26 protein-coding genes are annotated in these 25605 nt (G+C 72.3%); 10 read left to right on the top strand and 16 right to left on the bottom strand.

The window, feature by feature from the left end; translation table 11 throughout:
* Positions 1–4: 4 nt before the first annotated feature.
* The 5 genes from AB0A95_RS23815 to AB0A95_RS23795 form a co-directional block, all read right to left on the bottom strand.
* A complete protein-coding gene (locus AB0A95_RS23815; protein WP_355032793.1) occupies positions 5–424 on the bottom strand; it encodes a roadblock/LC7 domain-containing protein in 420 nt (139 codons plus the stop codon).
* Positions 425–513: 89 nt separating this feature from the next.
* Positions 514–3147, bottom strand: coding sequence for a nitrate- and nitrite sensing domain-containing protein (locus tag AB0A95_RS23810; RefSeq protein WP_357557949.1), 2634 nt, complete (start codon positions 3145–3147; stop codon positions 514–516).
* A gap of 97 nt (positions 3148–3244) precedes the next feature.
* Positions 3245–4876: a prenyltransferase/squalene oxidase repeat-containing protein gene (locus AB0A95_RS23805; protein ID WP_357557946.1), complete on the bottom strand. Its 1632-nt coding sequence runs from the start codon at positions 4874–4876 to the stop codon at positions 3245–3247.
* Positions 4873–5784, bottom strand: coding sequence for a terpene synthase family protein (locus AB0A95_RS23800; RefSeq protein ID WP_357557945.1), 912 nt, complete (start codon positions 5782–5784; stop codon positions 4873–4875). The genes AB0A95_RS23805 and AB0A95_RS23800 overlap by 4 nt, the downstream gene beginning before the upstream one ends.
* Positions 5781–7058, bottom strand: coding sequence for a cytochrome P450 (locus AB0A95_RS23795; protein ID WP_357558021.1), 1278 nt, complete (start codon positions 7056–7058; stop codon positions 5781–5783). Before AB0A95_RS23795 ends, AB0A95_RS23800 begins: the two co-directional genes overlap by 4 nt.
* Positions 7059–7538: 480 nt before the next feature.
* Here AB0A95_RS23795 and AB0A95_RS23790 point away from each other — a divergent pair, with 480 nt between their 5' ends.
* Positions 7539–7787, top strand: a complete 249-nt coding sequence (locus AB0A95_RS23790; protein WP_357557943.1) for a DUF2630 family protein — start codon at positions 7539–7541, stop codon at positions 7785–7787.
* A gap of 43 nt (positions 7788–7830) precedes the next feature.
* Here the strand turns inward: AB0A95_RS23790 and AB0A95_RS23785 are convergent, their stop codons facing one another.
* The 3 genes from AB0A95_RS23785 to AB0A95_RS23775 form a co-directional block, all read right to left on the bottom strand.
* A complete protein-coding gene (locus AB0A95_RS23785; protein WP_357557942.1) occupies positions 7831–8763 on the bottom strand; it encodes an RIO1 family regulatory kinase/ATPase in 933 nt (310 codons plus the stop codon).
* A 295-nt stretch (positions 8764–9058) separates the two neighbouring features.
* On the bottom strand, positions 9059–9703 hold the full coding sequence (locus tag AB0A95_RS23780) for an HAD family hydrolase (protein ID WP_357069879.1): 645 nt from the start codon (positions 9701–9703) through the stop codon (positions 9059–9061).
* Between the two features lie 65 nt (positions 9704–9768).
* A complete protein-coding gene (locus tag AB0A95_RS23775) occupies positions 9769–10629 on the bottom strand; it encodes a carbon-nitrogen hydrolase family protein (RefSeq protein ID WP_357557941.1) in 861 nt (286 codons plus the stop codon).
* A 78-nt stretch (positions 10630–10707) separates the two neighbouring features.
* On the opposite strand from AB0A95_RS23775, the gene AB0A95_RS23770 reads away from it, so the two are divergent.
* The 7 genes from AB0A95_RS23770 (at position 10708) to AB0A95_RS23740 (ending at position 15661) form a co-directional block, all read left to right on the top strand.
* Positions 10708–11280, top strand: coding sequence for a TetR/AcrR family transcriptional regulator (locus tag AB0A95_RS23770; RefSeq protein ID WP_234591495.1), 573 nt, complete (start codon positions 10708–10710; stop codon positions 11278–11280).
* A gap of 83 nt (positions 11281–11363) precedes the next feature.
* Positions 11364–12284 (top strand): TIGR04222 domain-containing membrane protein, encoded by a 921-nt coding sequence (locus tag AB0A95_RS23765; protein WP_357557940.1) that lies wholly within the window; start codon positions 11364–11366, stop codon positions 12282–12284.
* Positions 12281–13099 (top strand): DUF692 domain-containing protein, encoded by an 819-nt coding sequence (locus tag AB0A95_RS23760; RefSeq protein ID WP_357557938.1) that lies wholly within the window; start codon positions 12281–12283, stop codon positions 13097–13099. Before AB0A95_RS23765 ends, AB0A95_RS23760 begins: the two co-directional genes overlap by 4 nt.
* Entirely contained in the window at positions 13096–13635 is a 540-nt protein-coding gene (locus tag AB0A95_RS23755) for a hypothetical protein (protein WP_357557937.1), read from the top strand. Before AB0A95_RS23760 ends, AB0A95_RS23755 begins: the two co-directional genes overlap by 4 nt.
* Complete coding sequence (locus AB0A95_RS23750; RefSeq protein WP_357557936.1) at positions 13620–14381, top strand: SDR family oxidoreductase; 762 nt, start codon at positions 13620–13622, stop codon at positions 14379–14381. The genes AB0A95_RS23755 and AB0A95_RS23750 overlap by 16 nt, the downstream gene beginning before the upstream one ends.
* Positions 14382–14590: 209 nt before the next feature.
* Entirely contained in the window at positions 14591–15166 is a 576-nt protein-coding gene (gene mug, locus AB0A95_RS23745; protein ID WP_357558020.1) for a G/U mismatch-specific DNA glycosylase, read from the top strand.
* Between the two features lie 84 nt (positions 15167–15250).
* Entirely contained in the window at positions 15251–15661 is a 411-nt protein-coding gene (locus AB0A95_RS23740; protein WP_357557935.1) for a hypothetical protein, read from the top strand.
* A gap of 39 nt (positions 15662–15700) precedes the next feature.
* Here AB0A95_RS23740 and AB0A95_RS23735 read toward each other — a convergent pair whose 3' ends face one another.
* The 3 genes from AB0A95_RS23735 to AB0A95_RS23725 all read right to left on the bottom strand — a co-directional run bounded on the left by AB0A95_RS23735 (position 15701) and on the right by AB0A95_RS23725 (position 18833).
* Positions 15701–17677, bottom strand: a complete 1977-nt coding sequence (locus tag AB0A95_RS23735) for an ABC transporter ATP-binding protein (RefSeq protein ID WP_357558019.1) — start codon at positions 17675–17677, stop codon at positions 15701–15703.
* Positions 17678–17791: 114 nt separating this feature from the next.
* Positions 17792–18559, bottom strand: coding sequence for an enoyl-CoA hydratase/isomerase family protein (locus AB0A95_RS23730; protein WP_357557934.1), 768 nt, complete (start codon positions 18557–18559; stop codon positions 17792–17794).
* A gap of 46 nt (positions 18560–18605) precedes the next feature.
* The gene (locus AB0A95_RS23725; RefSeq protein WP_007462679.1) at positions 18606–18833 is read right to left on the bottom strand and encodes a helix-turn-helix domain-containing protein; all 228 of its coding nucleotides are present in this window, start codon (positions 18831–18833) and stop codon (positions 18606–18608) included.
* A 215-nt stretch (positions 18834–19048) separates the two neighbouring features.
* Here AB0A95_RS23725 and AB0A95_RS23720 point away from each other — a divergent pair, with 215 nt between their 5' ends.
* On the top strand, positions 19049–19648 hold the full coding sequence (locus AB0A95_RS23720) for a cadmium resistance transporter (protein ID WP_357557933.1): 600 nt from the start codon (positions 19049–19051) through the stop codon (positions 19646–19648).
* A gap of 67 nt (positions 19649–19715) precedes the next feature.
* Here AB0A95_RS23720 and AB0A95_RS23715 read toward each other — a convergent pair whose 3' ends face one another.
* Positions 19716–21320 carry an ABC-F family ATP-binding cassette domain-containing protein gene (locus AB0A95_RS23715; RefSeq protein WP_357557932.1) on the bottom strand — a complete coding sequence of 535 codons (1605 nt, stop codon included), beginning with the start codon at positions 21318–21320 and terminating at the stop codon, positions 19716–19718.
* A gap of 264 nt (positions 21321–21584) precedes the next feature.
* Between AB0A95_RS23715 and AB0A95_RS23710 the strand changes: the two genes are divergently transcribed.
* On the top strand, positions 21585–22505 hold the full coding sequence (locus AB0A95_RS23710) for a neutral zinc metallopeptidase (protein ID WP_357557930.1): 921 nt from the start codon (positions 21585–21587) through the stop codon (positions 22503–22505).
* 84 nt (positions 22506–22589) lie between these two features.
* Here the strand turns inward: AB0A95_RS23710 and AB0A95_RS23705 are convergent, their stop codons facing one another.
* From AB0A95_RS23705 to AB0A95_RS23690, 4 genes are all read right to left on the bottom strand, one after another.
* Positions 22590–22949 (bottom strand): DUF4440 domain-containing protein, encoded by a 360-nt coding sequence (locus tag AB0A95_RS23705; protein WP_357557928.1) that lies wholly within the window; start codon positions 22947–22949, stop codon positions 22590–22592.
* A gap of 17 nt (positions 22950–22966) precedes the next feature.
* A complete protein-coding gene (locus tag AB0A95_RS23700; protein WP_357557926.1) occupies positions 22967–23287 on the bottom strand; it encodes a muconolactone Delta-isomerase family protein in 321 nt (106 codons plus the stop codon).
* Positions 23288–23371: 84 nt separating this feature from the next.
* Positions 23372–24034, bottom strand: a complete 663-nt coding sequence (locus tag AB0A95_RS23695) for an acVLRF1 family peptidyl-tRNA hydrolase (protein ID WP_357557924.1) — start codon at positions 24032–24034, stop codon at positions 23372–23374.
* A 128-nt stretch (positions 24035–24162) separates the two neighbouring features.
* Complete coding sequence (locus AB0A95_RS23690; protein ID WP_357557922.1) at positions 24163–24795, bottom strand: LysE family transporter; 633 nt, start codon at positions 24793–24795, stop codon at positions 24163–24165.
* Positions 24796–25605: the final 810 nt, after the last annotated feature.

Below are 25605 nucleotides of genomic sequence, written 5' to 3'. Positions count from 1 at the left end.
GCCGCTACCTCTCGCCGGCCGGCTGCTCGGTGCGCGACGGCGACGCCACGTACTTGCCGACGCGGGTCACCAGCATCGCCATCTCGTAGGCGATCAGCCCGACGTCGGCGTCCTCGCTGGCCAACACCGCCAGGCAGGCGTTGCGGCCGGCCGCGGTGACGAACAGGAACGACGACTGCATCTCGATGATGGTCTGCTGCACCTGCCCGCCACCGAAGCGCTTGCCAGCGCCCCGGGCCAGACTCTGGATACCGGCCGCCATCGCGGCGAGGTGCTCGCCGTCGTCCCGGCTCAAACCCTGGGAGGAAGCCATCAACAGACCGTCGGTGGAGAGCGCGACCGCGTGCTCGGCCTGCTTCACCCGGCCCACCAGGTCATCCAGCAACCACGTCAGGTCGGCACTCGAAGCCGTCTTCTGCGCCACTTCGTCGTCCTCTTCTCGCCCGGCTCATGCGCCGTACTCGTCTCGGGCTGACCGTCACTTCGTGCGAAACCGCGTCTGCGGCGGTCGGGTCAGGTAGCGGTGGGGTCCTCGTCGGTAGGCTCGGACGCTCCCGTCGGCGGGCCATCGGACACGCCGCCGAGCAGTCTCGCCGCGTCGGTCCGACCTCGCCGGGTGCCGGTCTGGTACGAGCTCATCATGCGGCGCACCTGCTCCGGCGCACGTACCACATCGTCGTCGTCGGTCTCGCTGGCCGTCGGGTCGTCACGCAACTCGGGGACGATGTTCGCCTGCCGAACCCGGACCGGCAGGCCCGAGTGGGTGCGGTCCGCCTCGGCCCCGGCGGGCACCGGCCCGCCGCCGAGCGCGGGCTCGACGACGCTGTCCGCCCGCTGCGAACGGTTGACGGCGGGTTCGACGGCACTGTCCGCCCGCCGGGAAGCATCAACGGCGGGCAGGCCGGTAGGCACCGTGGGGGCTTCCAGGGCAGGCTGCCCCGAGCCACGGCGGGCACGGACCGGCAACTCCGGCGTGTCGCTCGCCGGCGTCGTCCGCTGTCGGGTGGGTAGACCGGCCTCCACGACGCTCCCCTCCCCCTGCTGGGTCGCGGTGCTGTCCGCGGCCAGCGGGTCGGTCTGGTCCACCGGGTCCGGCGTGCCCTGTGCCGCCGAGCCCGATGAGTGTGGTGCGGTGGCCAGCGCGACCGGCGCGAGGATGGCCGGTCGGCCGCCGCTGTCCGCGTCGAGAGCGGCGGTGCCGCCCGCCGTCGACGGCAGTGCGATGGCCGGGGAACCGGCGCGCATCTCGCCGGAGTCCTCCGCGCCCGCGCCGGTCTCGGCGACCAACTCCCGCGGGATCAGCACGACCGCCGTGGTGCCGCCGTACGCGGATTCCTTGAGCCGGACCCGTACGCCGTGCCGCTCGGTCAGTCGGCTCACCACGTAGAGCCCCAGCCGGGCGGCGTTGGCGAGGTTCAGCTCGGACTGGTCGACGATGCGGTGGTTCGCGGCGGCCAGGTCCTCCTCGCTCATGCCGAGGCCCCGGTCCTCGATCTCGAGGGCGAACCCGTTGGCCACCAACTGGCCGCGCACCTCCACTGTGGTGTGCGGCGGCGAGAACGACAGGCCGTTCTCGATCAGCTCGGCGAGCAGGTGGATGATGTCGCCGACCGCGCGGCCGGCCAGGGAGACCGGCCCGAGTGGCAGCACGTTGACGCGCGTGTAGTCCTCCACCTCGGCGACCGCGCCACGCACCACGTCGACCATCGGCACGCTGCGCCGCCACGCCCGACCCGGCGTGGAGCCGGAGAGCACGATCAGGTTTTCCGCGTTGCGTCGCATCCGGGTGGCCAGGTGGTCGACCCGGAACAGGTCCTCAAGCTCTTCCGCGTCGTGCTCGCGCCGTTCCATGGCGTCGAGCAGGGTGAGCTGGCGGTGCACCAACGCCTGCGTACGCCGAGCCAGGCTGAGGAAGACCTCGCGGACGTTGCGCCGCAGCTCGGCCTGCTCGACGGCGGTGCGGATCGCGGTCTCCTGGACCGCGTTGAACGCCTTGCCGACCTGGCCGATCTCGTCGGTGCCGAACTCCAGGGGTGGCGCCTCGGTGGCCACGTCGACCTCTTCGCCGCGACCGAGCCGCTCGACCACGCCGGGCAGGCGCTCGTTGGCGAGGCGGAAGGCCGACTCGCGCAGCCGTTCCAGTTGCCGCACCAGCGCGCGGGCGGTGGTGATGGACACGATGATCGACGCGATGACGGCGAGCAGACCGAGGCCGGTGGCCAGCGCCAGCCGGACGACCACGCCGACGGCGACCGGGGTGGCGCGGTCGACGACGCCGTCACCGCCGGCCAGCACGACAGCACGGATCTCGGTCAGCGCCGGGCCGGTGGTGTCGCCCCACTCGGTCGGGGTAAGCGGCGGCCGGCCGGCACCGGCACCCTGCATGACCTGGGTCTCCAGGACGGTCAGCCGGGTGAAGGTGGTGCCCGTCGACATCGCCTGGTAGCGACCCTGGTCGCTGGCGGGGAGCCGGACCAGCGCCGAGGAGGCGGCGAACTGCCGGGCACCGACGATCCGGGTGAACTCCGCCCGCTCGGCCGCGGTGATCCGCCCGGCGGCCAGCACACCGGCCAGCAGCGCGTCCTCCTGGGACAGCAGCTCCCGGGACCGGTTGAGGCCGATCAGCGCGGAGGTGTCCTCGGCGACCTGGTCGTCGTCGAGGTTGCCGAGCACGTCGTACACCCGGTAGATCGACTCGATCACACCGGTGAAGGTCGCGATGGCCCCGGCCCGGTCGATGCTGCGGTCGTCGACCGCCGTGCGGGTCTTTTTCAGCTCGTTCAGGCCGGTGATGAGAGCCTTGATCCGCTGGTCGAGGGCGTCACTGCCCAGCGTGCCGACCTGCCAGTCCTCGGTGGACCTGGTGAACGTCGCGGCCAACTCGTCGGTGCGCTGCCGCAGTTGGGCCAGCGCGGCGCGCTGCGCCTCGTCGGGCTGGCCCAGGTAGGTCAGCGACGCCCGACGCTCCGACTGCAACTGCAACAGCAGCGGCTCGGTGGGATCGAAGACCTTGGTGTCCAGCGTCTGCACACCGAGCAGGTTGACCCCGTCCCGGACGGTGACCCAGGCCGTGAAGCCCCAGAGCGCGACAAGCGAGACGAGGAGAGCAACGACCTTGGTACGCAGATTCGTACTGCGGGAACCCATTACACCGTCCCTGGCGCGGCCTGTGTGATTGTTCAGTCAGGAGTGCGTCGTGCACGCATCGACCCCGGCGCACGCTAGCAGCGTCCGGGGCCAATGCTCAAGCGCTGGCGATCATGTGACCACCGTACGGACGCGCGGCGGCGACCGGCCCCGAGCTGTTGACCAGGTCGGATCTGGTCGTCGCCACGTGCCGGGCGGCGAGGACTGCCGCGCGGATGATCAGCACGGGGGCGTAGAGATCCTTGTCGTGCCACAGTGGAGGGTACTCGTCGCGATCGTCCACTTCGGTCAGACGACGCAGCCCACGGCCGATCGCCTCCGGCACCCCCGGGCGTGCCTGTCGACGCACCCCGAGCAACACGTGCAGGGCGTACGCCGTCTCCTCCGCGGTGCCCGCCCAGCGCCCCCAGGCCCCGTCGGCCCGCTGGGAGGCGACCAACCAGTCCACGGCCCGGTCCACCGCCGGCCCGGCGACGTCGGCCGGGGCGTAGGTGTCCAGGGCCGCCACGACGCAGGAGGTGGCGTAGTACGGCGACGCGTGCCAGCGGTCGGCCCAGGAGCCGTCGGGCTGTTGCTCGTCACCCAGCCACCCGGCCAGCGCCACCACCCGCTCGGCGTAGCGGCTCGCACCGGCCGACGTGTGCCGGGCGTGCCAGCCGAGTGCCTCCAGCACGTGCGCGTTGGTGGTGACCGACCGGCCATCCTCCCCCTGCCAGGTGCAGAAGTGGCTGCCGAGGTCGAAGTGCAGCAGGCTCGCCGGGTCCACCGGATGACCGAGGCGGGCGAGCGCGTAGAGCGTCACCGAGGTGGTGTCCGCGTCGGCGGGTAGCCCCGGCCCGGTCGACGTGCCCTGCGGCCCGAGCGCGGCGGTCAACTCGGCGACCAGCTTCGGGGCCGGCCGGACCGGCACTCCCGCTCGGGCCAGGTTGCTCAGCGCCCAGGCCCGCTCGAACACGGTGATCGGCGTACAGCAGGGCACCGGCCCGTCGAGCGGGCCGACAGCGTCGCGCAGGTAGGCCAGCGCCGCCGGGTCGGCGCCGGGCGTCGCCGGGTCGCCGATCCAGGCGGCGGTCGCCGCCGGTGACGCGCCGACGGCCCCGGCGACCGGGGACACGCCGACGTGCCGGCGCGCGAGCGGCCCGAGCACCTCGAAGGCGTGCACCAGTTTCTGCGGCACCGGGCGCCCGCTGCCCGCCAGGGCGTGTACGGCGTCGAGCCGCCGTCGGTCCCCGCCGGGCAGGGCACGGAGCCCGTCGGCGAACCTCCGATCGTCGCGGGTGGCGAAGAACGCGAGGTGGTCGTTGATCCGCTCCACCAGGGCCGGCACGATGAGGTCGGCCGCCGGTGTGTCCGGAAGCGGGGTGCCGCTGCCGAGCCAGTCGGCGAGCACCTCCAACCCGCGGGTGGCCGCGGCGGCCAGCGGGTCGGGGCCGGAGTCCTCGGTGCCACGCAGCGTGCTGAGCAGCGCCTCCACCGCGCTCACCGTCGGCACCACGGCGTAACCGCCGGCGCCACCCCAGCCGCCGTCGGCACGCTGGGCGTCCAGCAGATAGCGCAGCCGTCGGTCGTGACCGGTCAGCCACGGCGCGTCGGCGACGACCCGGCCGGTCTCGTAGACCGACGGGCTGACCCGGCCCGCCGGCTCGAGCACCAGGGCGGCGAGCAACTCGCGAGCCGACGCGGCCACCGCCGACTCGTCCCGGGCACCGGCGGCTGGTGCGGTGGTCACGACACGCCCCAGAAATCGGTCGACCCGTAGAAGCCCGTGCTGAACCCGATCTGCCGGGCGAGGTAGTCGGCCGGCACCGGGCAGGTGGCCCGTAGCGGGTCGAGCAGTTCACGGGCGTACGCCACCAGCTCGGTGATCCGGCGCTCGACGTCGGCCCGCTCCGGCACCACCATCAACGCGTTGAGGTCACCCCACCGCTTGTCGCGCTCAAAGCTGGCCAGGTCGTTGACCAGCCGAATGATCCGTTGCACCTGGTCGCTGGCCGCCACGAGCGCGTCGAGGTGGGCCAGTGTCGCGGGATCGTCGGAGTGGATCCAGTGCGCGACGTTGACCACGGTGCAGGCGAGGTTCGCCGCGTTGGCCAGATACTCGTCGAGCGTGGGCAGCACGCCGGTGTCGGCGGCCTGCTTCCAGTCCCACTCGCGCGCCATGGCGTCGAACATCGTCCGCAACTCGGTGCGCCACACCGCCCCGTGGGTCGCGTACGCCGGCACGGCGGCCAGCTCGTCGCGCAACTCGGCGAGGAAGCGGCCGAGGGAGTCGTCGTCGGCCGGTGATCCGCCCTCGGCCACCGCGAGGCAGCTCGCCGTCAGCCTGTCGATCTCGTCCCGGCTGCGCGCCTCGTGGTCGACGAGCCAGTCGACAGCGAAGCCCCACAGCACGGCCCGGTTCGTGACGCGCAACTGGTCGAGGTCACACCAGGGCGCCCCGAACGCGATGGCCATCGCGACGTTGCCGAACAGCGCCGGGTCGAACGGTCGCGCCGGAAAGAGATCGGGGTACGCGGCGGCGCGCTCGGCCAGGTCACGTTGGCCCTTCGCGGCGAGTGCGCAGATCCGGCCCTGCTCCGCGGCCAGCGCCATCTGGTCGCCACCGACGGTCGGCGGCGACGCGAGCTCCGCGGTCATGCCGAGACGCTCCGCACCGGTCGCAGGGTCACCTCGACCCGCTCAAGGGGACGCAGCGCGGCGGCCACCTTGATGCCGGGCACGGCCTGCCGTTGCAGGCTGAAGCGGAACCGGCTCAGCACGGTGGCCACGATCAGCATCGCCTCCAGGTAGAACAGGTGCATGCCGATGCACTGGTGCGGGCCGCCGCCGAAGGGGAAGTGCGCGTACCGGTGCCGGTGTCGGACCTGTTCGGGGTCGAAGCGGTCGGGGTCGAACACGTCGGGCCGGTCCCAGAAGGCGGACATCCGGTGGGTGATCAGCGGGCTGACCACGAGCGTGGCGCCGGCCTCGATCCGGACGCCGCCGATCACGTCGGCCTCCACGGCGCGGCGTGGGAAGAGCCAGCCGATCGGGTAGAGCCGCAGCAACTCGTCGAGCACCTGCCGGGTGTAGCGCAACTCGCGCAGGTGCTCACGCCGGACCGGCGCGTCACCGACCACCCGATCGATCTCCTCGTACAGTCGCTCGGCGATCTGCTCGTCCTGGGCGATGTGCGGCCAGAGCCAGGTCAGGACGCTGATCGTGGTCTCGGTGGTGGTGGCGACCATGGAGACGGTGTCGTCGCGGACCTGCCGCTCGTCGAGCCGTCCGCCGGCCTCCGTGCGGCCCCGCCACAACGTGGAGATGATGTCGTCGCCATCGGTCTCGGCCGTCTCCCGGGCCGCGCGCACGATCGGGAGCAGCGTGTCGTCGATGACCTGGACGGCACTGCGGAAGGCCCGGTCGCCGGGCATCGGCATGGCCAAGGGCGCCCACGGCACCATCAGCCGCGGCATCACCGACCAGGCGATCGCGTCCTGCGCCTGCATGATGCGCATGGCCTGCGGCACCGAGATCTTGTCGGCGAAGAAGACCCGCATGATCGCCGAGCAGACGATCTGGGCCTGCACGGTGCCCATGTCGACGGGCTGGCCGGTGCGGGCAGGCTCGTCAAGCTCGTCGACGGCATCCTCGATCGCCTCGGCCAGCCGGTCCACGAGTGAGTCGACCCGCCGGGCGGTGAACAGCGGCTGGAGCACATGACGGCTGTTCTTCCAGTATTCGCCGTCGCTGAGGATGCCGTCGCCGAACAACCGCTTCAGCGGACGCCACTGCAACCCGTCACCGGCGCGGACGTAGTTGTCGGGCTTCTCGCGCAGCACCCGTTGCAGATGCTCCGGCCGGGTGACCAGGTAGGGCCGGAACGCACCGAGGCTGAGCTTCACCACCTCGCCCTGTGACCGTTCGCCCATCTCGACCAGGGTGCGGGCCGGATCACGGAACAGGTTGGGCACCACGTGGCGCAGCGGGACCGAGCCCGCTCGTCGTGGCTGAACCGGCACGGCGTGAGGTGCTACCACGGGAACTGACACTCCCTTGTGGATACTCGGTGTCGCGAAACGACTATGCGGAGTTAGGTATTCGTGGAGCATGCCATCGCGCAACCGCCTTCCTCTAGGCGCAGTACGTGAAATTTTCATGCGCAATGATTGCGTCTCCGGATAATCGGAGCGCCGAGATGAGCGCACGCGATGGATGTCGCAGGTGACGACGGTCCGGACCCCTGGCCGGCAAGGATGATCTTCGATAGTGATGAACGTCACTTGACTTCCATCGATCCGGCGCATCCGAGGAATCACCGGCTCGGCCCCGCCCGACCCGGGCCCCGCGCGCCGACCCGGCGGAACTACCGAATCCGGGCGATGCCCGGCACCCTGTGCCAGGCTCTTCTCATGGACGACAAGACCATCCTGAACCGGATCACCGAGCTGGTCGACGAGGAACACAGGCTGCGGGCGGATGCCCAGGCCCACGAGTCAGGCACCGAGGGCGAGACCAGCGAGCGGCTACGCGCTCTGGAGGAGTCCCTCGACCAGTGCTGGGACCTCCTACGCCGCAGGCGGGCCGCACGGGAGACCCACGGCGACCCGGACGCACAGGGCGAACGACCCAAGCCCGAGGTGGAACGCTACCTACAGTAACCGTGGTGGGTCGGGCGGCCCCGTGCCGCCCGACCCACACCGATCAGCGCAGGCCCGCCTCGCGCAACAACTCACTGGTCAAGGCGGCGGGGTCGGCCTGCTCCGCGGAAAGACCCCGGGCCGCGAACCAGGCGCCGACCACCCGCACGTCACGGGCCAGGAACTCCGGCCCCTGCGGGTTCGCCACCACGTCGACCACCTGCGGCAGGTCGATCACCACCAGCCGCCCCTGGTGTACGAGCAGGTTGTACGGCGACAGGTCGCCGTGGGCGTAGCCGGCCCGCGCCAGCACCCGCAGCGCCTCCACCAACTGGGCCCACAGGTCGCGCAGCTCGGCCGGGCCGGGTCGCAGCTGGGCCAGTCGGGGTGCCGCCTCCCCCGACTCGGCGTCACCGACGAACTCCAGCATCAGCTCGGTGCCCCGCAGTTGCACGGGGTACGGCACGGCGATCCGGTCGTTGCCGGCGCTGATCTCCCAGAGCCGGGCCAGGGCGGCGAACTCGGCGGCCGCCCACTGCCCGGCGATCATCTGCCGGCCGAACGCCGTCCGGCCGGCCATGGCCCGGTTCTCCCGGGAGCGGCGCACCCGGCGACCCTCCAGGTAGCCGGCGTCCCGGTGGAACAGCCGGTGCTCGGGGTCGCGGTACCGCTTGACCGCCAGCAGGCAGGACCGGTCGGTGTCGGGCACGGCCCGGCGGACCAGGTGGACGTCCGCCTCCTTGCCGGTCTTCAGCACACCCAACTCGGTGTCCTTGGCGGCCAACTCGGTGACGAGCCAGGCGGGGTGCGGCTCGGGTCCGTGGACGGCGTCGTCCCACGACGACCAGCGTTCGCCGGTGGCCGGGTCAGGGTCGCTGTCCGGGTCTGCGGGCGGCTCGGTGTGCCGCCCGCGCTTCAGAAACTGCGGTTCGTCGTCGTCGAAGCGGCTCTTGCCGCGGCTCCGGCGCTCCAGCGCCGGAAGGTCGTGATCGCGCACTGTGGTGAGGTTCCCTTGGTCGAGGCTGAGAAAGGCAGCTGGAAGCGACAGGCGAAGACAGCCACGGCTGACCTCCTCTTCTCTCGACCGGACACACGCCCGGGGTGCACCATGCGCCGACAATGCTCGCCGCGGCGCGTCAACGGGTCAACCGAATTACCGAGTCCCGCCCCCGCGCTGCCGCGATCACGATCAGCGGCAGCAATATCACCGATGTTGCCGCCTCGCAGCGTCCCGAGGCAGCAACATCAGGGATCCTGCGTGGATCTTGGCGCGGGGCGCACACGGCGGGGCGTCAGCGGGCGAGGATGGTGGCGACCGCGGCGATCAGCCCGTCCACTGTGCGGCTGGGCGCGAACCGGACGTCCGACCAGGTGCGCCCCCGGTGTAGCCAGACGCTGGGCAGCCCGACCGCGGCGGCGCCGCCGATGTCGGCCTCCGGGCTGTCGCCGACCACCCAGGCACCACGCAACGGCATCCGTACCCGCTGGGCGGCCAGCGCGAAGATCCGCGGGTTGGGCTTGCTGACCCCGGCCTCCTCGGAGATCACCCAGTCCGCGACGTAGCGGTCCAGGCCGGTCCGGCGAATCTTGGCGTCGTCGACGCGTAGCGTGCCGTTGCAGACCACCACCGGCACCCAGCCGGCGTCGTCGGCGATCCGCAGCGCGCAGGCGGTCAGCGGGTCGAGCCGGGTCTGCTCCACCACCCCGTCGTGCAGGTCCTCCACCAGGTCGATCGAGGGGATGCGCAGCTCGTAGCGGTCCCGGATGGCGTCGGCGAGGTCCCAACGGTCGGTCAGACCGTCGGCGTCGATCGAGATCAGCCAGTCGATGTCGGTGGGGGGCGCGCCGATGCCGTCCAGGAAGCGTTCACCCCAGCGGCGGAACGGCCCGGCCCGATCCAGCAGGGTGTTGTCCAGGTCCAGCAGGAGCAGTGGCACTCGGGCACCCTACGGGACCGACGTGTCCGCCAACAGATGCAGCGGGTACCTACCTGACGATGTGCTCAGCCGGACATCGACGACCGGGTGCCGCCCTGGTCCGCGAGTCGATCGGCGAGCATCGAATGGGCCGACCGGGTGGCCGCGAGCGCGGCCGGGTCCAGTGTTGCCACCAGCACCTCCGTGCCCTCGTCGGCGCCCCGGGCCAGCACCCGCCCCTGTGGGTCGTAGATCGCGGCGCCGCCGTTGAACCGCCACGGGTCGACGCCGCCGACCGCGTTGGCGAAGACCACGAACATCGTGTTGTCCAGGGCTCGCGCCGCGTAGTAGAGGTCCCGGCGGTGCTCGGAGCCGGCCAGGTATCCGCTGGGGCACAGGTAACCGTGTGCGCCGTCGAGGGCGGCGGCCCGGCCGTGTTCCGGGAAACAGCCGTCGTAGCAGATGCCGAGCCCGAGCCGCCAGTCGTCGACGAGCAGCGTGGCACCCCGGTCGCCGGCGCTGAACAGTTCGCGCTCGTCGCCCCACAGCTGCTGCTTGTCGTAGCCGACCCGGACCGCGCCGGCCCGGTCGACCACCAGCGCGGCGATGGTCCGCCGTCGGTCCGGGTGTCGGGCGGCGGCTCCGACAACCGCGGTGACGCCGGCCTCGCGCGCCGCGACGCGCAGCGGGTCGAGCCGGGGATCCGCGACGTCACCGGCCGGATCGGCCGCGACGTCCGTGCCGGCCGGGTCGGCGGCGAGGGTCGGCGGGTGGTACGCGCAGAGGAACAACTCCGGCAGGACGACGACCCGGGCGCCCAGCTCACCAGCTCGGCGAACCAGGTCGGCGGCGGCGACCGTGTTCGCGGCGACGTCACCCGGCGTGGGCGTGGCCTGGACGGTGGCCACGGTCAGCGGGGCTGCGGGCACTGTGTGGGGCGGGGTCACCGGGCGATGGTAGTCGGCGGCGTACCAAGCCGTACGTACGGTTTGCGTGCCCTCGGGGTGACCTGCGACGATCGACGCGTGCCCAGAGTAAGCCAGGACCAGCTCGACGCGCGCCGGCAGGAGATCCTCGCCGCCGCGCGTGCGTGTTTCGCCCGGCTCGGCTACGAGGGAGCGACAGTCCGCCGCCTCGAGGAGGCCACCGGCCTGTCCCGCGGCGCCATCTTCCATCACTTCCGCGACAAGGACTCGCTCTTCCTGGCCGTCGCCGAGGACGACGCGGCGGCCATGGTCGAGACGGTGGCCCGCAACGGTCTGGTCCAGGTGATGCGCGACCTGCTCGCCCGCGCCGTGTCCCCCGACACCACCGGCTGGCTGGGCAGCCAACTGGAGGTGTCCCGCCGGCTGCGCACCGACCCCGCGTTCGCCAAGCGCTGGGCCGAGCGGTCCGCCGCGATCGCCGAGGCGACCCGCGACCGGTTGGCCCGCCAGCGCGACGCCGGGGTGCTGCGCGAGGACGTCCCCATCGACGTGCTGGCCCAGTTCCTGGAGCTGGCCTACGACGGCCTGGTCCTGCACCTGGCGATGGGTCGACCGGCCGGTGACCTGGGCCCGGTGCTCGACCTCGTCGAGGAGGCGGTCCGCCGCCGCTGACCGCTCGGGGACACCGGTCGCTCGACCCTGGCGAGGCTGCCCCACAATGGGGCCGCCGATCCCTCCGGTGACAGGAGCAGTCGATGATCGTCCACGCGAGCGACACCTGGGGCATCCCCGGCCCGACCTTCCTCCGGTACTACATCGCGACGGCCGTCGTGGTGGTCGCGATCGCGGCCTACTACCGGGTCCGACTGCTGACCGCCCCGGGGCACGGCACGCTCGATCCGCTCGGGCCGCAGCAGGTCGCGTACCTCAACGGTGGGCCCCAGCTCGCCGTACACGCCGCACTCGGGGGGCTGCGGGGCAGCGGCGCGATCGCCGTGCGCCCGGACCGCCGGCTGACCACCGTGGGTGCCCCGCCGTCCGGGCTCACCCCCCTGGACCAGGCAGTCCACTGGGCCGCCCACCAACACGCACGGGTCCGCGACCTGCCCCAGGACGAGCGCGTACGCGCCGCGCTCGACCAGCTCCGCAACGGCCTGGAGCAGCGTGGGTTGCTGACGAACGACACTCAGCGCGAGCGGGCCAGGCTCTGGCGGACGGCCCTGCTGGTCCTGCTGGGCCTCGGCGTACTCCGGCTGCTCTTTGGCCTGGGCAACGGCCGTCCGGTGGGTTACCTGCTCCTCACCCTGGCCGGGCTGCTGGTCGCGACGCTGCTGGTGGCCCGGGCGCCCAGGCGCACCCGAGCCGGGCAGGCCGCGCTGCGCGACATCCGCCGCCAGCACACCCACCTGTCGCCCGCCTCCGCGCCGGCCTACGCCACCTACGGTGCGGCCGGTGCCGCGATGGGCGTGGCCCTGTTCGGCACCGCCTCGCTCTGGGCGCTCGACCCGGGCTTCGCCGAGCAGGCCGAGATCCAGCGCCAGGCCATCTCCAGCAGCGGTGGTTGGACGGGCGGCTCCGACGGATCGTCCGGTGGCGGAGGCGACAGCTCCGGTGGCGGCAGCTCCTGCGGCGGTGGGGGCGGCGGCTGCGGCGGTGGCGGGGGGTGCGGCGGATGACCGACCCGTCCGGTGTCGGTATCGGCTGGCGTCCGGAGATCGCCGGCTTCGTGGCCGAGCTGCCGGGGCTGCGCTTCGTCGAGGTGGTGGCCGAGGGGGTGCCCGCCACCGGGCCGCTCCCACCCGGCCTGACCCAGCTGCGGGAACGCGCGGTGACAGTCGTACCGCATGGGGTGCGGCTCTCCCTCGGCGGCGCCGAGCCGGTCGACCCGGCCCGGGTCGCCCACCTGGCCGCGGTGGCGCAGCGCCTGGACGCGCCGCTGGTCAGCGAGCACATCGCGTTCGTCCGGGCGGGCGGCCTGGAGGCCGGGCACCTGCTGCCGCTGCCGCGCAGCCGGGAAGCCGTCGACGCGGTCTGCGCCAACGTGGCGCGGGCACAGGCCGAGCTTCCGGTGCCGATCGCGTTGGAACCCATCGCCGCGTTGCTCGACTGGCCCGACGACGAGCTGGACGAGGCGGACTTCCTCACCGAGATCCTCGACCGGACCGGGGCGCTGTTGCTGCTCGACGTGGCGAACGTGCACGCCAACGCCCGCAACCGGGGCACCGACCCGCTGGCGTTGCTGGAGCGGCTGCCGCTGGAGCGGGTCGCGTACGCCCACGTGGCCGGGGGCGCGGAGCACGGCGGTTTCTACCACGACACCCACACCGACCCGGTGCCGTCGGCGGTGCTGGAGCTGGTCGGCGCGCTCTGCGCGCGGCAACGACCGCCGGCGCTGCTGCTGGAACGCGACGGCCACTACCCGCCGGCCGCCGAGCTGCGCGCCGAACTGGACGCCCTGGCCGCCGCGGCGGGCCTCCCGGCCGTGACATGACCGGCACACCCGACGCCGCGCCCACACCCCGGGCGGGGCTCGCCGAGCGGCAGGCCGAACTTGTCGCGGCGCTTGTCGCCGGGGGTGCGCCACCGGAGGGGTTCGCACCGGGCCCGCTGGCCGCCACCCGCGCGGCCCTGCTGCGCAAGCGGGCCGGCGAGGTGGCCCGGCACTGGCCGCTGCTCGCCGCCGGCCTCGGTGCCGGGTGGTCGACCACCTTCGCCGACTGGGCCGCCCGGCGACCCACCGCCGGGTCACTGCGCGACGGTTGGGACCTGGCCCGGACGTTGCGCGAACAGGATGCGCTGCCGCCGGCGGCCGCCGAGGAGCTGGCCGTCCGGGAGGCGCGCCTGCGCTACGACGGGCGTGGCGTGCCGCGTCCGCGCCGGTTGCCGGCGGTGGGCCGCGCCGGCGGCGCCATGGCGGTGCAGATCGTCGGCCGGGTACGCCTGCTGCGCCCCGCCCCACGGGTGTCCACCCTTGCTGGCGACGCCGTACCGGATGCGGCAGGATCGGAGTTATGGATCTCGGACTGACCGACCACGTGTACGTCCTCACCGGCGCCTCCCGCGGTCTGGGTTACGCGACCGCGCAGAGCCTTGTCGCCGACGGGGCGCGGGTCGTGCTCTCGGCCCGGGACCCGGACGCGGTGGCCGCCGCCGCGCGGCAGCTCGGCGGTCCCGAGCACGCCGTCGGGCTGACCGCCGACCTGGCCGACCCGGAGACCCCGGGGCAGCTCGTCGCCGCCGCCCGGGAGCACTTCGGCCGGCTCGACGGCGCGCTCATCTCGGTCGGCGGCCCACCGGCGGGCAACGCCGCCGCGATCAGCGACGAGCAGTGGCGGCTCTCCTTCGAGACCGTCTTCCTGGGCACCATCCGTGCGGTCCGCACGATCGCCGCCGCGCTGCCCGAGGGCGGTGCGATCGGGCTGGTGCTCTCCACCTCGGCCCGGGGTCCGGTGCCCGGCCTCGGCATCTCCAACGGCCTACGGCCCGGCCTGGTCGGGGCCGCGAAGGACATCGCCGACGACTTCGGCCCGCGCGGCGTACGCGTGGTCGGCCTGTTGCCCGGCCGGATCATGACCGATCGCAACCGCGAGCTCTTCGGGGCGACCGGCGACCCGGAGCGGGCCCGCGCCGAGGCTGAGGCCACAATCCCGCTGCGCCGCATCGGCGACCCGGCCGAGTTCGGCCGGGTGGCCGCGTTCGTGCTCTCCCCCGCCGCGAGCTACCTCACCGGCATCACCCTGCCGGTCGACGGCGGCGCGCTGCGCGGGCTGTGACAGCCGACGAGGCGCGACCGGCCCGAGCCGCGACCCCCGACGAGGCGCGACCTGCCCGAGCCGCAGCCCCCGACGAGGCGCGACCGGCCTGTGCCGTGACGTCGCCCGAGGTGGCCAAGCCTGACCACGCGGCCGTTGATCGACTCGGCTTTCAGGAAACCGGGCGGTCGACGCGACCAGGACACCGCGACTTTCAGGAACCCGAGTCGATCAACGGCCGGGCCGAGCCAGCAGCGACCCGCACCGCCCGCCCCACCCGGGCGGAGCTGGCGGCGGCTGCCGACCGGACGATTCCCGACGTGCTCGCGCCGGGGTTGGCGGTGCTCTTCGTCGGCATCAACCCGGGCCTCTGGTCGGCCGCGACGGGCTGGCACTTCGCCCGGCCCGGCAACCGGTTCTGGCCCGCTCTGCACCGGGGCGGGTTCACTCCCCGCCTCCTGCACCCGAGCGAACAGGACGAGTTGCCCGCGCTCGGGCTCGGCATCACCAACATGGCCGCCCGGGCCAGCGCCCGCGCGGACGAGCTGAGCACCGAGGAACTTCTCGACGGCGCGGCGATCCTGACCGACAAGGTGGCGCGGTACCGGCCGCGCTGGGTGGCGGTGGTGGGGGTGACCGCGTACCGGATCGGTTTTCGACGGCCGAAGGCCACCTTCGGGCCGCAGCCGGAGTCGCTGGCCGGCGCCCGCCTGTGGGTGCTGCCCAACCCGAGCGGCCTGAACGCGCACTTCACCCCGGTCACCCTGGGCCTGGCCTTCGCCGAGCTGCGCGGGGCGGCGTTCTGACCAGCGGTCGGCGACGAGCTTGTGGCGCGGCACCCGCACCCCTACCCTCAGCGCAAACCGCGATGCCGCCACAGTGGAGTGACAATGACGGATGTGTCCGCCGGCACGGCCCAGAGTTCGCCAGTCGAAACCCCCATCGAGGCGTCCACCGCGCCGATCCGAACGCTTGTCGGCATCCAGTTGTACGCCGTGGCGGCCTACCTCGCCGCGGCCGTCGTCCCCTACCTGTGGGCGCCCCGGCCGTACCCGCCGACCTGGACCTTCCTCGTGCCGGGCTGGCTGCTCGGCGTGCCGGGTTTCTACCTCACCCTGCTCGGGCCGGTGCCCGGCATCCTGCTCGCGGTGATCGGGGTCGCTGTGCTGGCGACGACGCGCCGCCGCGGCCCGGCGACCCGGTACCGGTGGTGCGTCGCCTCCACCGCTCTCGCCGCCGCGTACGGTGTGTTCGCCTGCACGCCGTTGGCGAGCACCATCGCCGCCTTCGTGGCCGACTGAGCCGCACAGGCTCGGTGTCGACGGCCCGGTCGCCGTACGTCAGTTGGCGGCGGCGGGCGGCAGCACCTCGTCGGCGCGATAGGTGCCCAGCGGCATGACCACCGGCTCGGGGCCGGTCGCGTCGACGAACGGGGTGGGCGAGTCGGCGAACGCGAACTGGGTACGGTACAGCTCGGCGTAGAGCCCGCCGACCGCGACCAGCTCCTCGTGCCGCCCCCGCTCGACGATCCGGCCGCCGTCGAGGACCAGGATCTGGTCGGCGTCGCGCACTGTGGAGAGCCGGTGCGCGATCACCAGCGCGGTACGCCCGGCCAGCGCCACCGCCAGCGCCCGCTGCACCGCCGCCTCGCTCTCCGAATCCAGGTGTGCGGTCGCCTCGTCGAGGATCACGATCGACGGGGCCTTGAGCAGCAGCCGGGCGATCGCGATGCGTTGCTTCTCGCCACCGGAGAACCGGTAGCCGCGCTCCCCGACTGTCGTGTCCAGCCCGTCGGGCAGCGCCCGGACCAGGTCGGCCACCTGGGCGCCGGCCAACGCGGCCCAGATCTCGTCGTCGGTGGCGTCCGGCTTGGCGTAGCGAAGATTCTCGGCGATCGTCTCGTGGAACAGGTGCGAATCCTGCGTGACCACCCCGATCTCGTCGCGCAGGGAGGCGAGCGTCGCGTCCCGCACGTCCACCCCGCCGACCAGCACCTGCCCGTCGGTGACGTCGTAGATCCGGGAGATGAGCATCGACAGCGTCGACTTGCCGGCGCCGGACGGGCCGACGAGCGCGACCATCTGCCCCGGCTCCACGCTGAACGAGACCCCCTTGAGCACCGGCTCGTTGACGGTCCGGTCCAGCGTGGCGACCTCCTCCAGGGAGGCCAGGGAGATCTCGGCGGCGCTCGGGTAGCGGAACCGTACGTCCCGGAAGTCGACCCGGCCGGCGCCCCGGGGCACCACCACCGCGTCGGGCTTCTCCACGATGCCCGGCTTGAGGTCGAGCACCTCGAAGACCCGGTCGAACGAGACAAGCGCGCTCATCACGTCCACCCGGACGTTGGAGAGGGCGGTGAGCGGACCGTACAGGCGGGTGAGCAGCAGCGCGAGTGTCACGACGGTGCCCGCGCTGACGCCGCCGGTCACCGCGAGCCAGCCGCCGAGGCCGTAGGTGAGCGCCTGCGCCAGTGAGGCGACCAGCAACATCGCCACGAAGAACGTGCGGGAGTACATCGCGGACTGGATGCCGATGTCACGCACCCGCTCGGCCCGGCCGGCGAACCGCTGGGCCTCGATCTCCGGCTGACCGAAGAGCTTCACCAGCAGCGCGCCGGCCACCCCGAACCGCTCGGTCATTGTGGCGTTCATCTTGGCGTCGAGGTTGTACGACTCGCGCGTGATGTCGGCCAGCCGCCGACCCACCCGGCGGGCCGGGATGATGAAGATCGGCAACAGCACCAGCGAGAGCGCGGTGATCTGCCAGGAGAGGGTGAACATCACCGCCGCGGTGAGCACGAGTTGGATGACGTTGCTGACCACGCCGGACAACGTCGAGGTGAACGCCCGCTGGGCACCCAGCACGTCGTTGTTGAGCCTGCTGACCAGGGCACCGGTCTGGGTACGCGTGAAGAACTGCAACGGCATCCGCTGCACGTGGTCGTAGACCCGGGTGCGCAGGTTGTAGATGATGCCCTCGCCGATCCGGGCCGAATACCACCGTTGGGCCAGCGAGAGCAGGGCGTCGGCGACCGCCAGCCCGGCGATGAACAGGGCCAGCCGCACCACGAGTCGGCCGGCCTCGGCGCCGCCCCGGTTGATGGCGTTGATGACGTCGCCGGCGAGCACCGGTGTGGCCACGCCGATGATGGCGGCCAGGACCACGGTGAACAGGAAGACGACGATGTCACGCCGGTAGGGCTGGGCGAAGGCCACGATCCGTCGGGCGACCCCGCGCTTGAGCCGGTGCGTGGAGACCTCGTCGCTGTTGCGCATCGCCCGGAGCATGCTCCACCCGGCCATGCCACCGCCGGACATCGGGTTGGACATCGCTCACCTCCGGGTCGTCGGGCGAACTGCTCCGTCAGGTCGATTCTCCCGACGACTGTGACAACCTCGGTCGTAACCCGGATCTTCCCGTCCGGTCCTTACCTATTCTCCCTGGCCGGCCAGATCGCGCAGTCGGCGGGTCTGTGCCTCCCGCTCGGCGCGCTGCTGGTCGGCGTGCGACCGCCCGCCCGCGCCCGCCAGCAGGGCCTTGATCTCCACCACCGCGTCGCGGGCACCGGCGAGCAGCCCGGCGGTGAGGTCGCGGACCGCCCCGTCCAGCTCGGCTGGTGCCACCACCAGTGTCGCCAGCCCGATCCGGTCCGCCTCGGCGGCGTCCAACCGGCGGCCGGTCGCGCAGATCTCCAGTGCCCGCGCGTAGCCGACCAACTCCACGAGGCGTTTCGTGCCGGCCAGGTCGGGCACCAGGCCGAGCGTCACCTCAGCCATCGACATTTCCGCATCCGCCGCCACCACACGCAGATCGCAGGCGAGCGCGAGCTGGAAGCCGGCGCCGATCGCGTGCCCCTGCACTGCCGCGACGGAGATGATGTCCGGGCGGTGCAGCCAGGTGAAGCCCGCCTGGAATTCCGCGATGCGCTCGGCGCACTCCCGCTCGGGCAGCGTGGCCAGCTCCGCGAAGGAGCCGGGGCCGGAAGCACCAGCCACCGCGAGGTCGAGGCCGGCGGAGAACGCACGCCCCTCGCCCCGGACCACCACCACCCGCACGTCGCCGGGCAGATCGCGGGAGAAGTCGCTCATCGCCCGCCACATCGCAGGTGTCTGAGCATTGAGCACGTCGGGCCGGCACAACGTCACCGTGGCAACCGGCCCGTCGCAGGTCAACCGAACCCCGGTCGCCTCGGTGGTCACCGGGCGGCCCGGGGCGTCGCGCTTGTCGACGACGCGGGGAGGCGGGTCACGCCTTCTTGCGGCGCCGGGCACCGCCGCGCTGACGCAGCTGCACCCCTGACTCGGTGAGCACTCGGTGGATGAACCCGTAGGAACGGCCGGTCGAGGCGGCCAACGCGCGGATGCTCTCCCCCGACGTGTACCGCTTTACCAGGTCCTTGGCGAGCGTCTGACGCTCGGCTCCGACGATCCGGCGACCCTTCTCAGTGCTGGTGGCTGTGCCAGTGGCTGCCATGCTGTGTCCTCACGTCCCAGACTGTGCGGTTCGGATACGGTCCCACCTATTAGACCGCCTCGAACGATCATGCGCCAGATATCAACTCTTCGCCAACCGACACGCTATGCAATGTCAGCTTCCCGATAGAGTGATCCTGGCAACCGGTCTCGGACGGCGTCCGGGCGTACCACCGCCGAATGCTGGCGGCTGCCGGCGACCCGTAACCTTCGGTCGTGATCGACCTGCTGGGCACCGCGGCCGGAGCCGCCGTGGTCTTCGTCGCCACCGACATCGACGACATCGTCATCCTGACCCTGTTCTTCGTCGCGGCCCGCACCACCGGCCGACCCCGCCCCTGGCAGATTGTCGCCGGTCAATACCTCGGCATCGGCGCGCTCGCGCTGGCCAGCGCGGTGATCGCAGCCGGCCTGCTGGTGGTGCCGGACCCGTGGACGGGGCTGCTCGGGCTGCTGCCGATCGCGCTGGGCGTCCGCGCGCTGCGGGCTTCCGACGACGACGAGCCCCCGACTGTCGTCACCGGCATGCTCGGCGTGGCCGGCGTGACGATCGCCAACGGGGCCGACAACGTGGCCGTCTACGTGCCGGTGTTCCGAGCCCTCGGTGCCGCCGACAGTGCGGTGTTCCTGCTGGTCTTCGTGCTGCTGATCGCGGTCTGGTGCGCCGCCGGAGCCTGGTTGGGCGGGCACCGGCGGGTGGTGCGGCTGGTCGAGCGCGCCGGCGCCTGGCTGGTACCGACGATCTTCATCGGTGTCGGGGTGGTGATCCTGGTCAGCTCCGGCGTGCTCGGCCGACTGGTCGACCTGCTCGGCTGAGCCGGCCGCCCGGTCAGGCCAGCTCGGCTGAGCCGCCCGGTCAGGCCAGCTCGGCTGAGCCGCCCGGTCAGGCCAGCTCGACCAGCTCGAGCAGGTCGTCGCTCCAGGCGTCCTCGTCGCCGTCGGGCAGCAGGATCGCGCGGTCCGGCTTGAGCGCCAGCACCGCGCCCGGGTCGTGGGTGACCAGGACGATCGCGCCCGGGTAGTTGGCGATGGCGTCGAGCACCTGCTCCCGGCTGACCGGGTCGAGGTTGTTCGTCGGTTCGTCGAGCAGCAGCACGTTGGCGCCGGAACAGACCAGGGTGGACAGGGCCAGCCGGGTCTTCTCGCCACCGGAGAGCACCCCGGCCGGCTTGTTCACGTCGTCGCCGGAGAAGAGGAACGCGCCCAGGATCTTGCGCAGGTCGGTGTCGGACTGCTCGACGGCCGCGGCACGCATGTTCTCCAACACGGTCCGTTCCACGTCCAGCGTCTCGTGCTCCTGGGCGTAGTAGCCCAGCCGCAGGCCGTGGCCCGCGTGCACCTCGCCGGTGTCCGGAGTGAGCAGCCCGCCGAGCATCCGCAGCAGGGTCGTCTTGCCGGCGCCGTTGAGCCCGAGGATGGCCACCCGGGAGCCCCGGTCCACAGCGACGTTGACGTCGGTGAAGATCTCCAGCGAGCCGTACGACTTGGACAGGCCGGTCGCGGTGAGCGGGGTCTTGCCGCACGGCGCGGGGTTGGGGAAACGCACCTTGGCCACCCGGTCGGCGACCCGCACCTCCTCCAGGCCGGAGATCAGCTTCTCGGCACGGCGGGCCATGTTCTGCGCGGCCACGGTCTTGGTCGCCTTGGCCCGCATCTTGTCGGCCTGCGCCATCAACGCGCCGGCCTTCTTCTCCGCGTTGGCCCGCTCCCGACGGCGGCGTCGCTCGTCGGTCTCGCGTGCCTCCAGGTACGCCTTCCAGCCCAGGTTGTACACGTCGACGACGGACCGGGTGGCGTCGAGGAACCAGACCTTGTTGACCACCGACTCCAGCAGCGCGCCGTCGTGGGAGATCACGATCAGGCCGCCCTTGTGGTTGGCGAGGAAGCCGCGCAACCAGGTGATCGAGTCGGCGTCGAGGTGGTTGGTCGGCTCGTCGAGCAGCAGGATGCCACCGCCGTTCTCGCCCGCGTCGCGGAACAGGATCCGGGCCAGCTCGATGCGTCGGCGTTGACCGCCGGAGAGGGTGCCGATGGTCTGGGCGAGCGCCCGGTCGGGCAGACCGAGGTTGGCGCAGATCCGGGCGGCCTCGGCCTCGGCGGCGTACCCGCCGAGCGCGGCGAACTGGTCCTCCAGCGCGCCGTAGCGGCGGACCAGTTTGTCGTTGGCGTCCTCGGCGAGCTGGGCCTCGATCTCCTGCATCTGGGACATCAGCACGTCCAGGCCGCGCGCGGAGAGCACCCGGTCGCGGCCGGTCACCTCCAGGTCGCCGGTGCGGGGGTCCTGCGGGAGGTAGCCGATGGCGCTGCGCTGGTCGATCTGGCCGGAGTACGGCTGCCCCTCGCCGGCGAGCACCTTCAGCGTGGTGGTCTTGCCGGCGCCGTTGCGACCGACCAGGCCGATCCGGTCACCCGGCTGTACGCGCAGGGTGGTGTCGGACAGCAGGATCCGGGAACCGGCACGCAGTTCCAGGCCGGTGGCAGTGATCATCTCGTGGGACTCGCTCTCGGGGTCTGGAAGGCCGACTCAGGGCACGCGAAAGCGCCGGCGGGCGGGATGGGCCCGTCGGCGCGGGGCGGTTCAGCCTTCGCAGCGCGGCACGGGGACAAGTGTACCGGGCGCTCCCCGCCGACCCGCCCGGATTACCGATCAAGATCATCGGGTACCGAACGCCTGTCCGGACCCCGTCCGGCACCTCATGGGACGAAACGACACACAGACGACACTCACCGACATACGGCGATCGGGGTCAGCATGGAACTCAACGAGCGGGCCGAAATCGACACCTCGCAGGTCAACGATGTGGGCCGGGGTGGCGGATCCGGCGGCGGCATCGGCTTCCCGATTCCCGGAGGCGGCGGCCGTGGCGGCATCATCGGCATCGTGGTGGCAGTGCTCGTCGCGCTGCTCGGCGGCGGCTTCGGCCTCAACGCCATGACCAACGGCGACGACACGGGCCAGGCCGGCGGCACCGACCTCAAGGAGGTGTGCGCGACAAGCAACCCCCAGCACCTCGAAGACCCGCGCTGCCGCAACGCGCTCTACGTCAACAGCATCCAGGGCTACTGGCAGAAGACGTACCCGGAGCTGGGCAAGGGCAAGTACGAGCCGACCGTCACGAACTTCTTCCAGGCCGCCGTGAACACCGGCTGCGGTCAGGCCGACTCGGGCGTCGGCCCGTTCTACTGCCCGGCCGACCGGAAGGTGTACATCGACCTGAGCTTCTACGACGAGTTGGCGTCGCGGTTCGGCGCCAAGGGTGAGTTCGCCCAGCCCTACGTGCTCGCCCACGAGTACGGCCACCACATCCAGAACCTGCTCGGCACCAACGCCAAGGCCGGCCAGGGCGACCAGAGCGGCCCCCGCTCCGCCTCCGTGCGGCTCGAGTTGCAGGCCGACTGCTACGCCGGAGCCTGGGCCAGGCACGCGACCGAGAGCAAGGACAAGACCGGCCAGCAGCCGTTGTTCACGTCGATCACCGAGGCCGACATCAGCGAGGCCGTCAACACGGCCGAGGCGATCGGCGACGACAGCATCCAGGAACGCTCCGGCGGACGGGTCAACCCGGACCAGTTCACCCACGGCACGTCCGAGCAGCGCAAGCGCTGGTTCACCCAGGGCTACGACCGCGGCGACCCGAAGACCTGCGACACCTTCGCCACCGACCAGCTCTGACCACGCCGATCATCGAGTTGTGGTGGTGCCCCACGCGTCCACCACCACAACTTGATGATCGACCCGAGGGCGGCGGGCACCGGTTTAGGGAAGTTGTGAGATCTGGTAGTGGCCTATCTGCCAGTTGTCGTCGACTCGGCGCAGGAGCACGCCCAGGTGGGCCGGCAGGGGTGGGCGGTCGGTGAAGCCGAACTCCACCTCCAGGTAGCCGAGGATCACATCGTCGGCGAGTCGGCGGATCTCCCGGATGTCGTAACTGGCGGTCAGACCGAGTGGCTGCGCGGCGTAGTACGCGGCGACTCCGGCACGTCCGACCGTGTACGGACGCAGCCCTTGGAAGATCGCGTCGTCGGTGAAGCACGACGCGACGCGATCCGGCTCGTGGGCGTCGACAGCCGATTTCCACAGGTCGAGGACGGTACGCAGAATCTGGGCCTCGGACATGATGATCTCCCTGGTGATCAGGCGGAGCGGCGAAGCGCCCGGGACCACCGGGGGCCAGGGTCGTTCGGGTGCGGTGTCAACGGCGTCACCGTCTCGCGTCGCCAGGCGCGCAGCGGCATCGACGCGAGCACCGCCTCCAGCGCATCCGCGTCGTCGGCCCGGAAGAGCCCCCACGTACGCCACTCCCCCGGCGCCAGGGGCGGCCGCCACAGTCGCAGGAGACTGCCCTGCGCCGCCAACTCAGCCGAGCGCGCCGCCTCACGGCTGCGCATGTCGGCGACCGCATCCTCCGACGTTCCCTGCGGCACGGTCGTCACCAGGTCAACCAGAAACTCCACCTGCCCATCCTCCGACACCTGCCCGGCGGTGAGGCGGTTTTTACCTGGGCGTGGTCCCTCCGGCGGCCACACCGACCGCCGACGTCACTCCGCTTGGGCAGGTGCCGGGTCGCGCAGTCGGATCCACACCGCCCGCGCCGCGCCCACCGCGGCGACCAGCACCGCGTGGCGCGGCTCGGGCACGTCGAGCAACCGCTCGGCACGAAGCGGCACGAGCGGGGCCAACCGCCGGTCGGCCAGCACCGTGTCCACCGCCCGCCGGTCACCGCCGCAGACCACCGCCGTCAGCCTTGCCGCCTCCGGCAACAGCAGCCGTACGGCCAGGTCCGCCGCGTCACCCAGCGCCGCCTTGGCCTGGTTGTCGCGTCGCCGGGCGAACCGGTGCTGCGACCACCCTCCCGCGGCGGTGCGCCCCTGCACGTACCGGGTGTCCACCTTGGAGACGACGAGGTCGGCGCCCTCGGCCACGCCGACGGCCACCGCGCCCTTGCGGGCCAGCAGCAGGCCGATCCGGCGGGGCGCGACGGCGTAGGCCACGAACCCGGCGACGTCGACGCTGGCCGGCGCCCCGGGTGGGGCGTACAGCTCGGCGGTGGACCCGTCGGGGGCGGTCAGCAACAGGCCGTACTCCCGCACTGTGGTGGTGGGCGGGCCGTGCCGGTCGGCGAAGCCCTCGACCCACCGGCCGACGCGGGCCGGGTCGACCTCGACCCACCGGCCGCCCCCGGCTGCTGGTCGACTGGTCACCGCCCGACCGTACGGCACGACGAACCCACCCGGGCCGCCGGGCGGTGACCGCACGACCAGCCCGTCCGGGCCCCCTGGCGGTGACCGCACGTCACAGCGGGACCGGGCCGTCGGGGGCGCGGGCCCGCTCAGGTCGACAGCAGCGTGGCCATCGCCAGGGCGGCGATGAGCGCGCTGGACACCAGGCCGGTGACCAGTCGACCGCGTGGGCTGGCCAGCGCTCGGCCGACCACAGTGCCACCCCCGGCGAGGAGCAGCTGCCAGCTGCCCGACGCCACGAACACGCCGGCCACGAAGAACGCCGCATCGACCGCACCCGGGGCGACCGTGTCCCGGCCGCCGAGCACCAGCGCGGCGAAGTAGAGCACCGTCGCCGGGTTCAACAGGGTCAACCCGAGCAGCGCCGCGTAGGCCCGCCCGGGCGTGCCCAGACCCCGACCAGGGGGTGCCGTCGGCGCCAGCCGCGAGCGGTGCGTCGACCAGGCCCGCCACAGGCCGTGCGCGGCAAGCCCCAACAGGACCACCGCGGCGACCACCCGCAGCGGGCCGGCGACCGGTGCGATGATCCCGGCCAGGCCGGCGCCGCCGAACGCCGAGAGGGCCGCGTAGAGCCCGTCGGCCGTCGCCACCGCGAGCGCCGCCGCCGCACCGACCCGAAACGAGGTACGGGCACTGAGCCCCAGGATGAGGATCGCGATCGCGCCGACCGGGATGGCGACGCCGTAGCCGGCGACCACGCCGCCGACGAACGCGCCGCTCACGACGACGGGCGACGGATCGAGGCTCGTCCCCGGATCGGCCGCTGTCGGCGCACGGCAGTGGCCGCACGGACAGAAACCTGCATCGGGTACGCCTCGATCACACGCGCATCCTCCGCGCCGGAGCGGCGTCCCCGCCACCGTATTTCCACCAGGCAGAGCGACATCCAAAGCCCAGAGTGTCCCAACCACCGCCCCCGGCACGACGCGCCTGCCCGGCCGATCAAGAGGTTGGCGTCAACAGGCCCCGAGATCTTCTCGATCAGCGGGACGGAGGCGAGGCAACGGCCAAGATCCGCTCGGTTTGGCCGAGATCGTGCTCGATCCTGGTTTTGGTGGCCTCGCCGAGGTGCCGACAGCACTACAACCAGGACATCGCCGTTGCGTCAGGGGCTGTAGCCAGCGGGTCAACCCGGAACAGGAAGTGCCCGATCGGGGAGCGGGTGGGCCCCGGCTTGGCGATCATGGAGTTGTGGTGCCGACTTTGGGGGTTTTACGGGCGTTCTGTTACCCACCACAACTCCATGATCGACGAGGCAGTGCTGGTTGACGAACAGCCGTTCCACCTAACGCAACGGCGTTAACAACCAGGACATTGCGCGATCTTGCGCGCGGGACGGCGTGGCGCGGCACGGCCCGCACGGCACGGCACGCGCGGGACGGCACGCACGGCACGGCACGCACGGCACGGCACAGTGCGACGGTGGCACTGCCTGGGGCGCCAACACGCAGCGAGCGCGACGCCCCGGGCGGGGCGGCGCGCTCGACGGGCAGAGCCGACCGGGGTCAGCTCAGACGTTGAACCCGAGAGAT

The sequence above is a fragment of the Micromonospora sp. NPDC049230 genome, assembly GCF_040647875.1.
GTDB lineage: Bacteria > Actinomycetota > Actinomycetes > Mycobacteriales > Micromonosporaceae > Micromonospora.
This window is presented reverse-complemented; position numbering and strand designations above follow the sequence as displayed.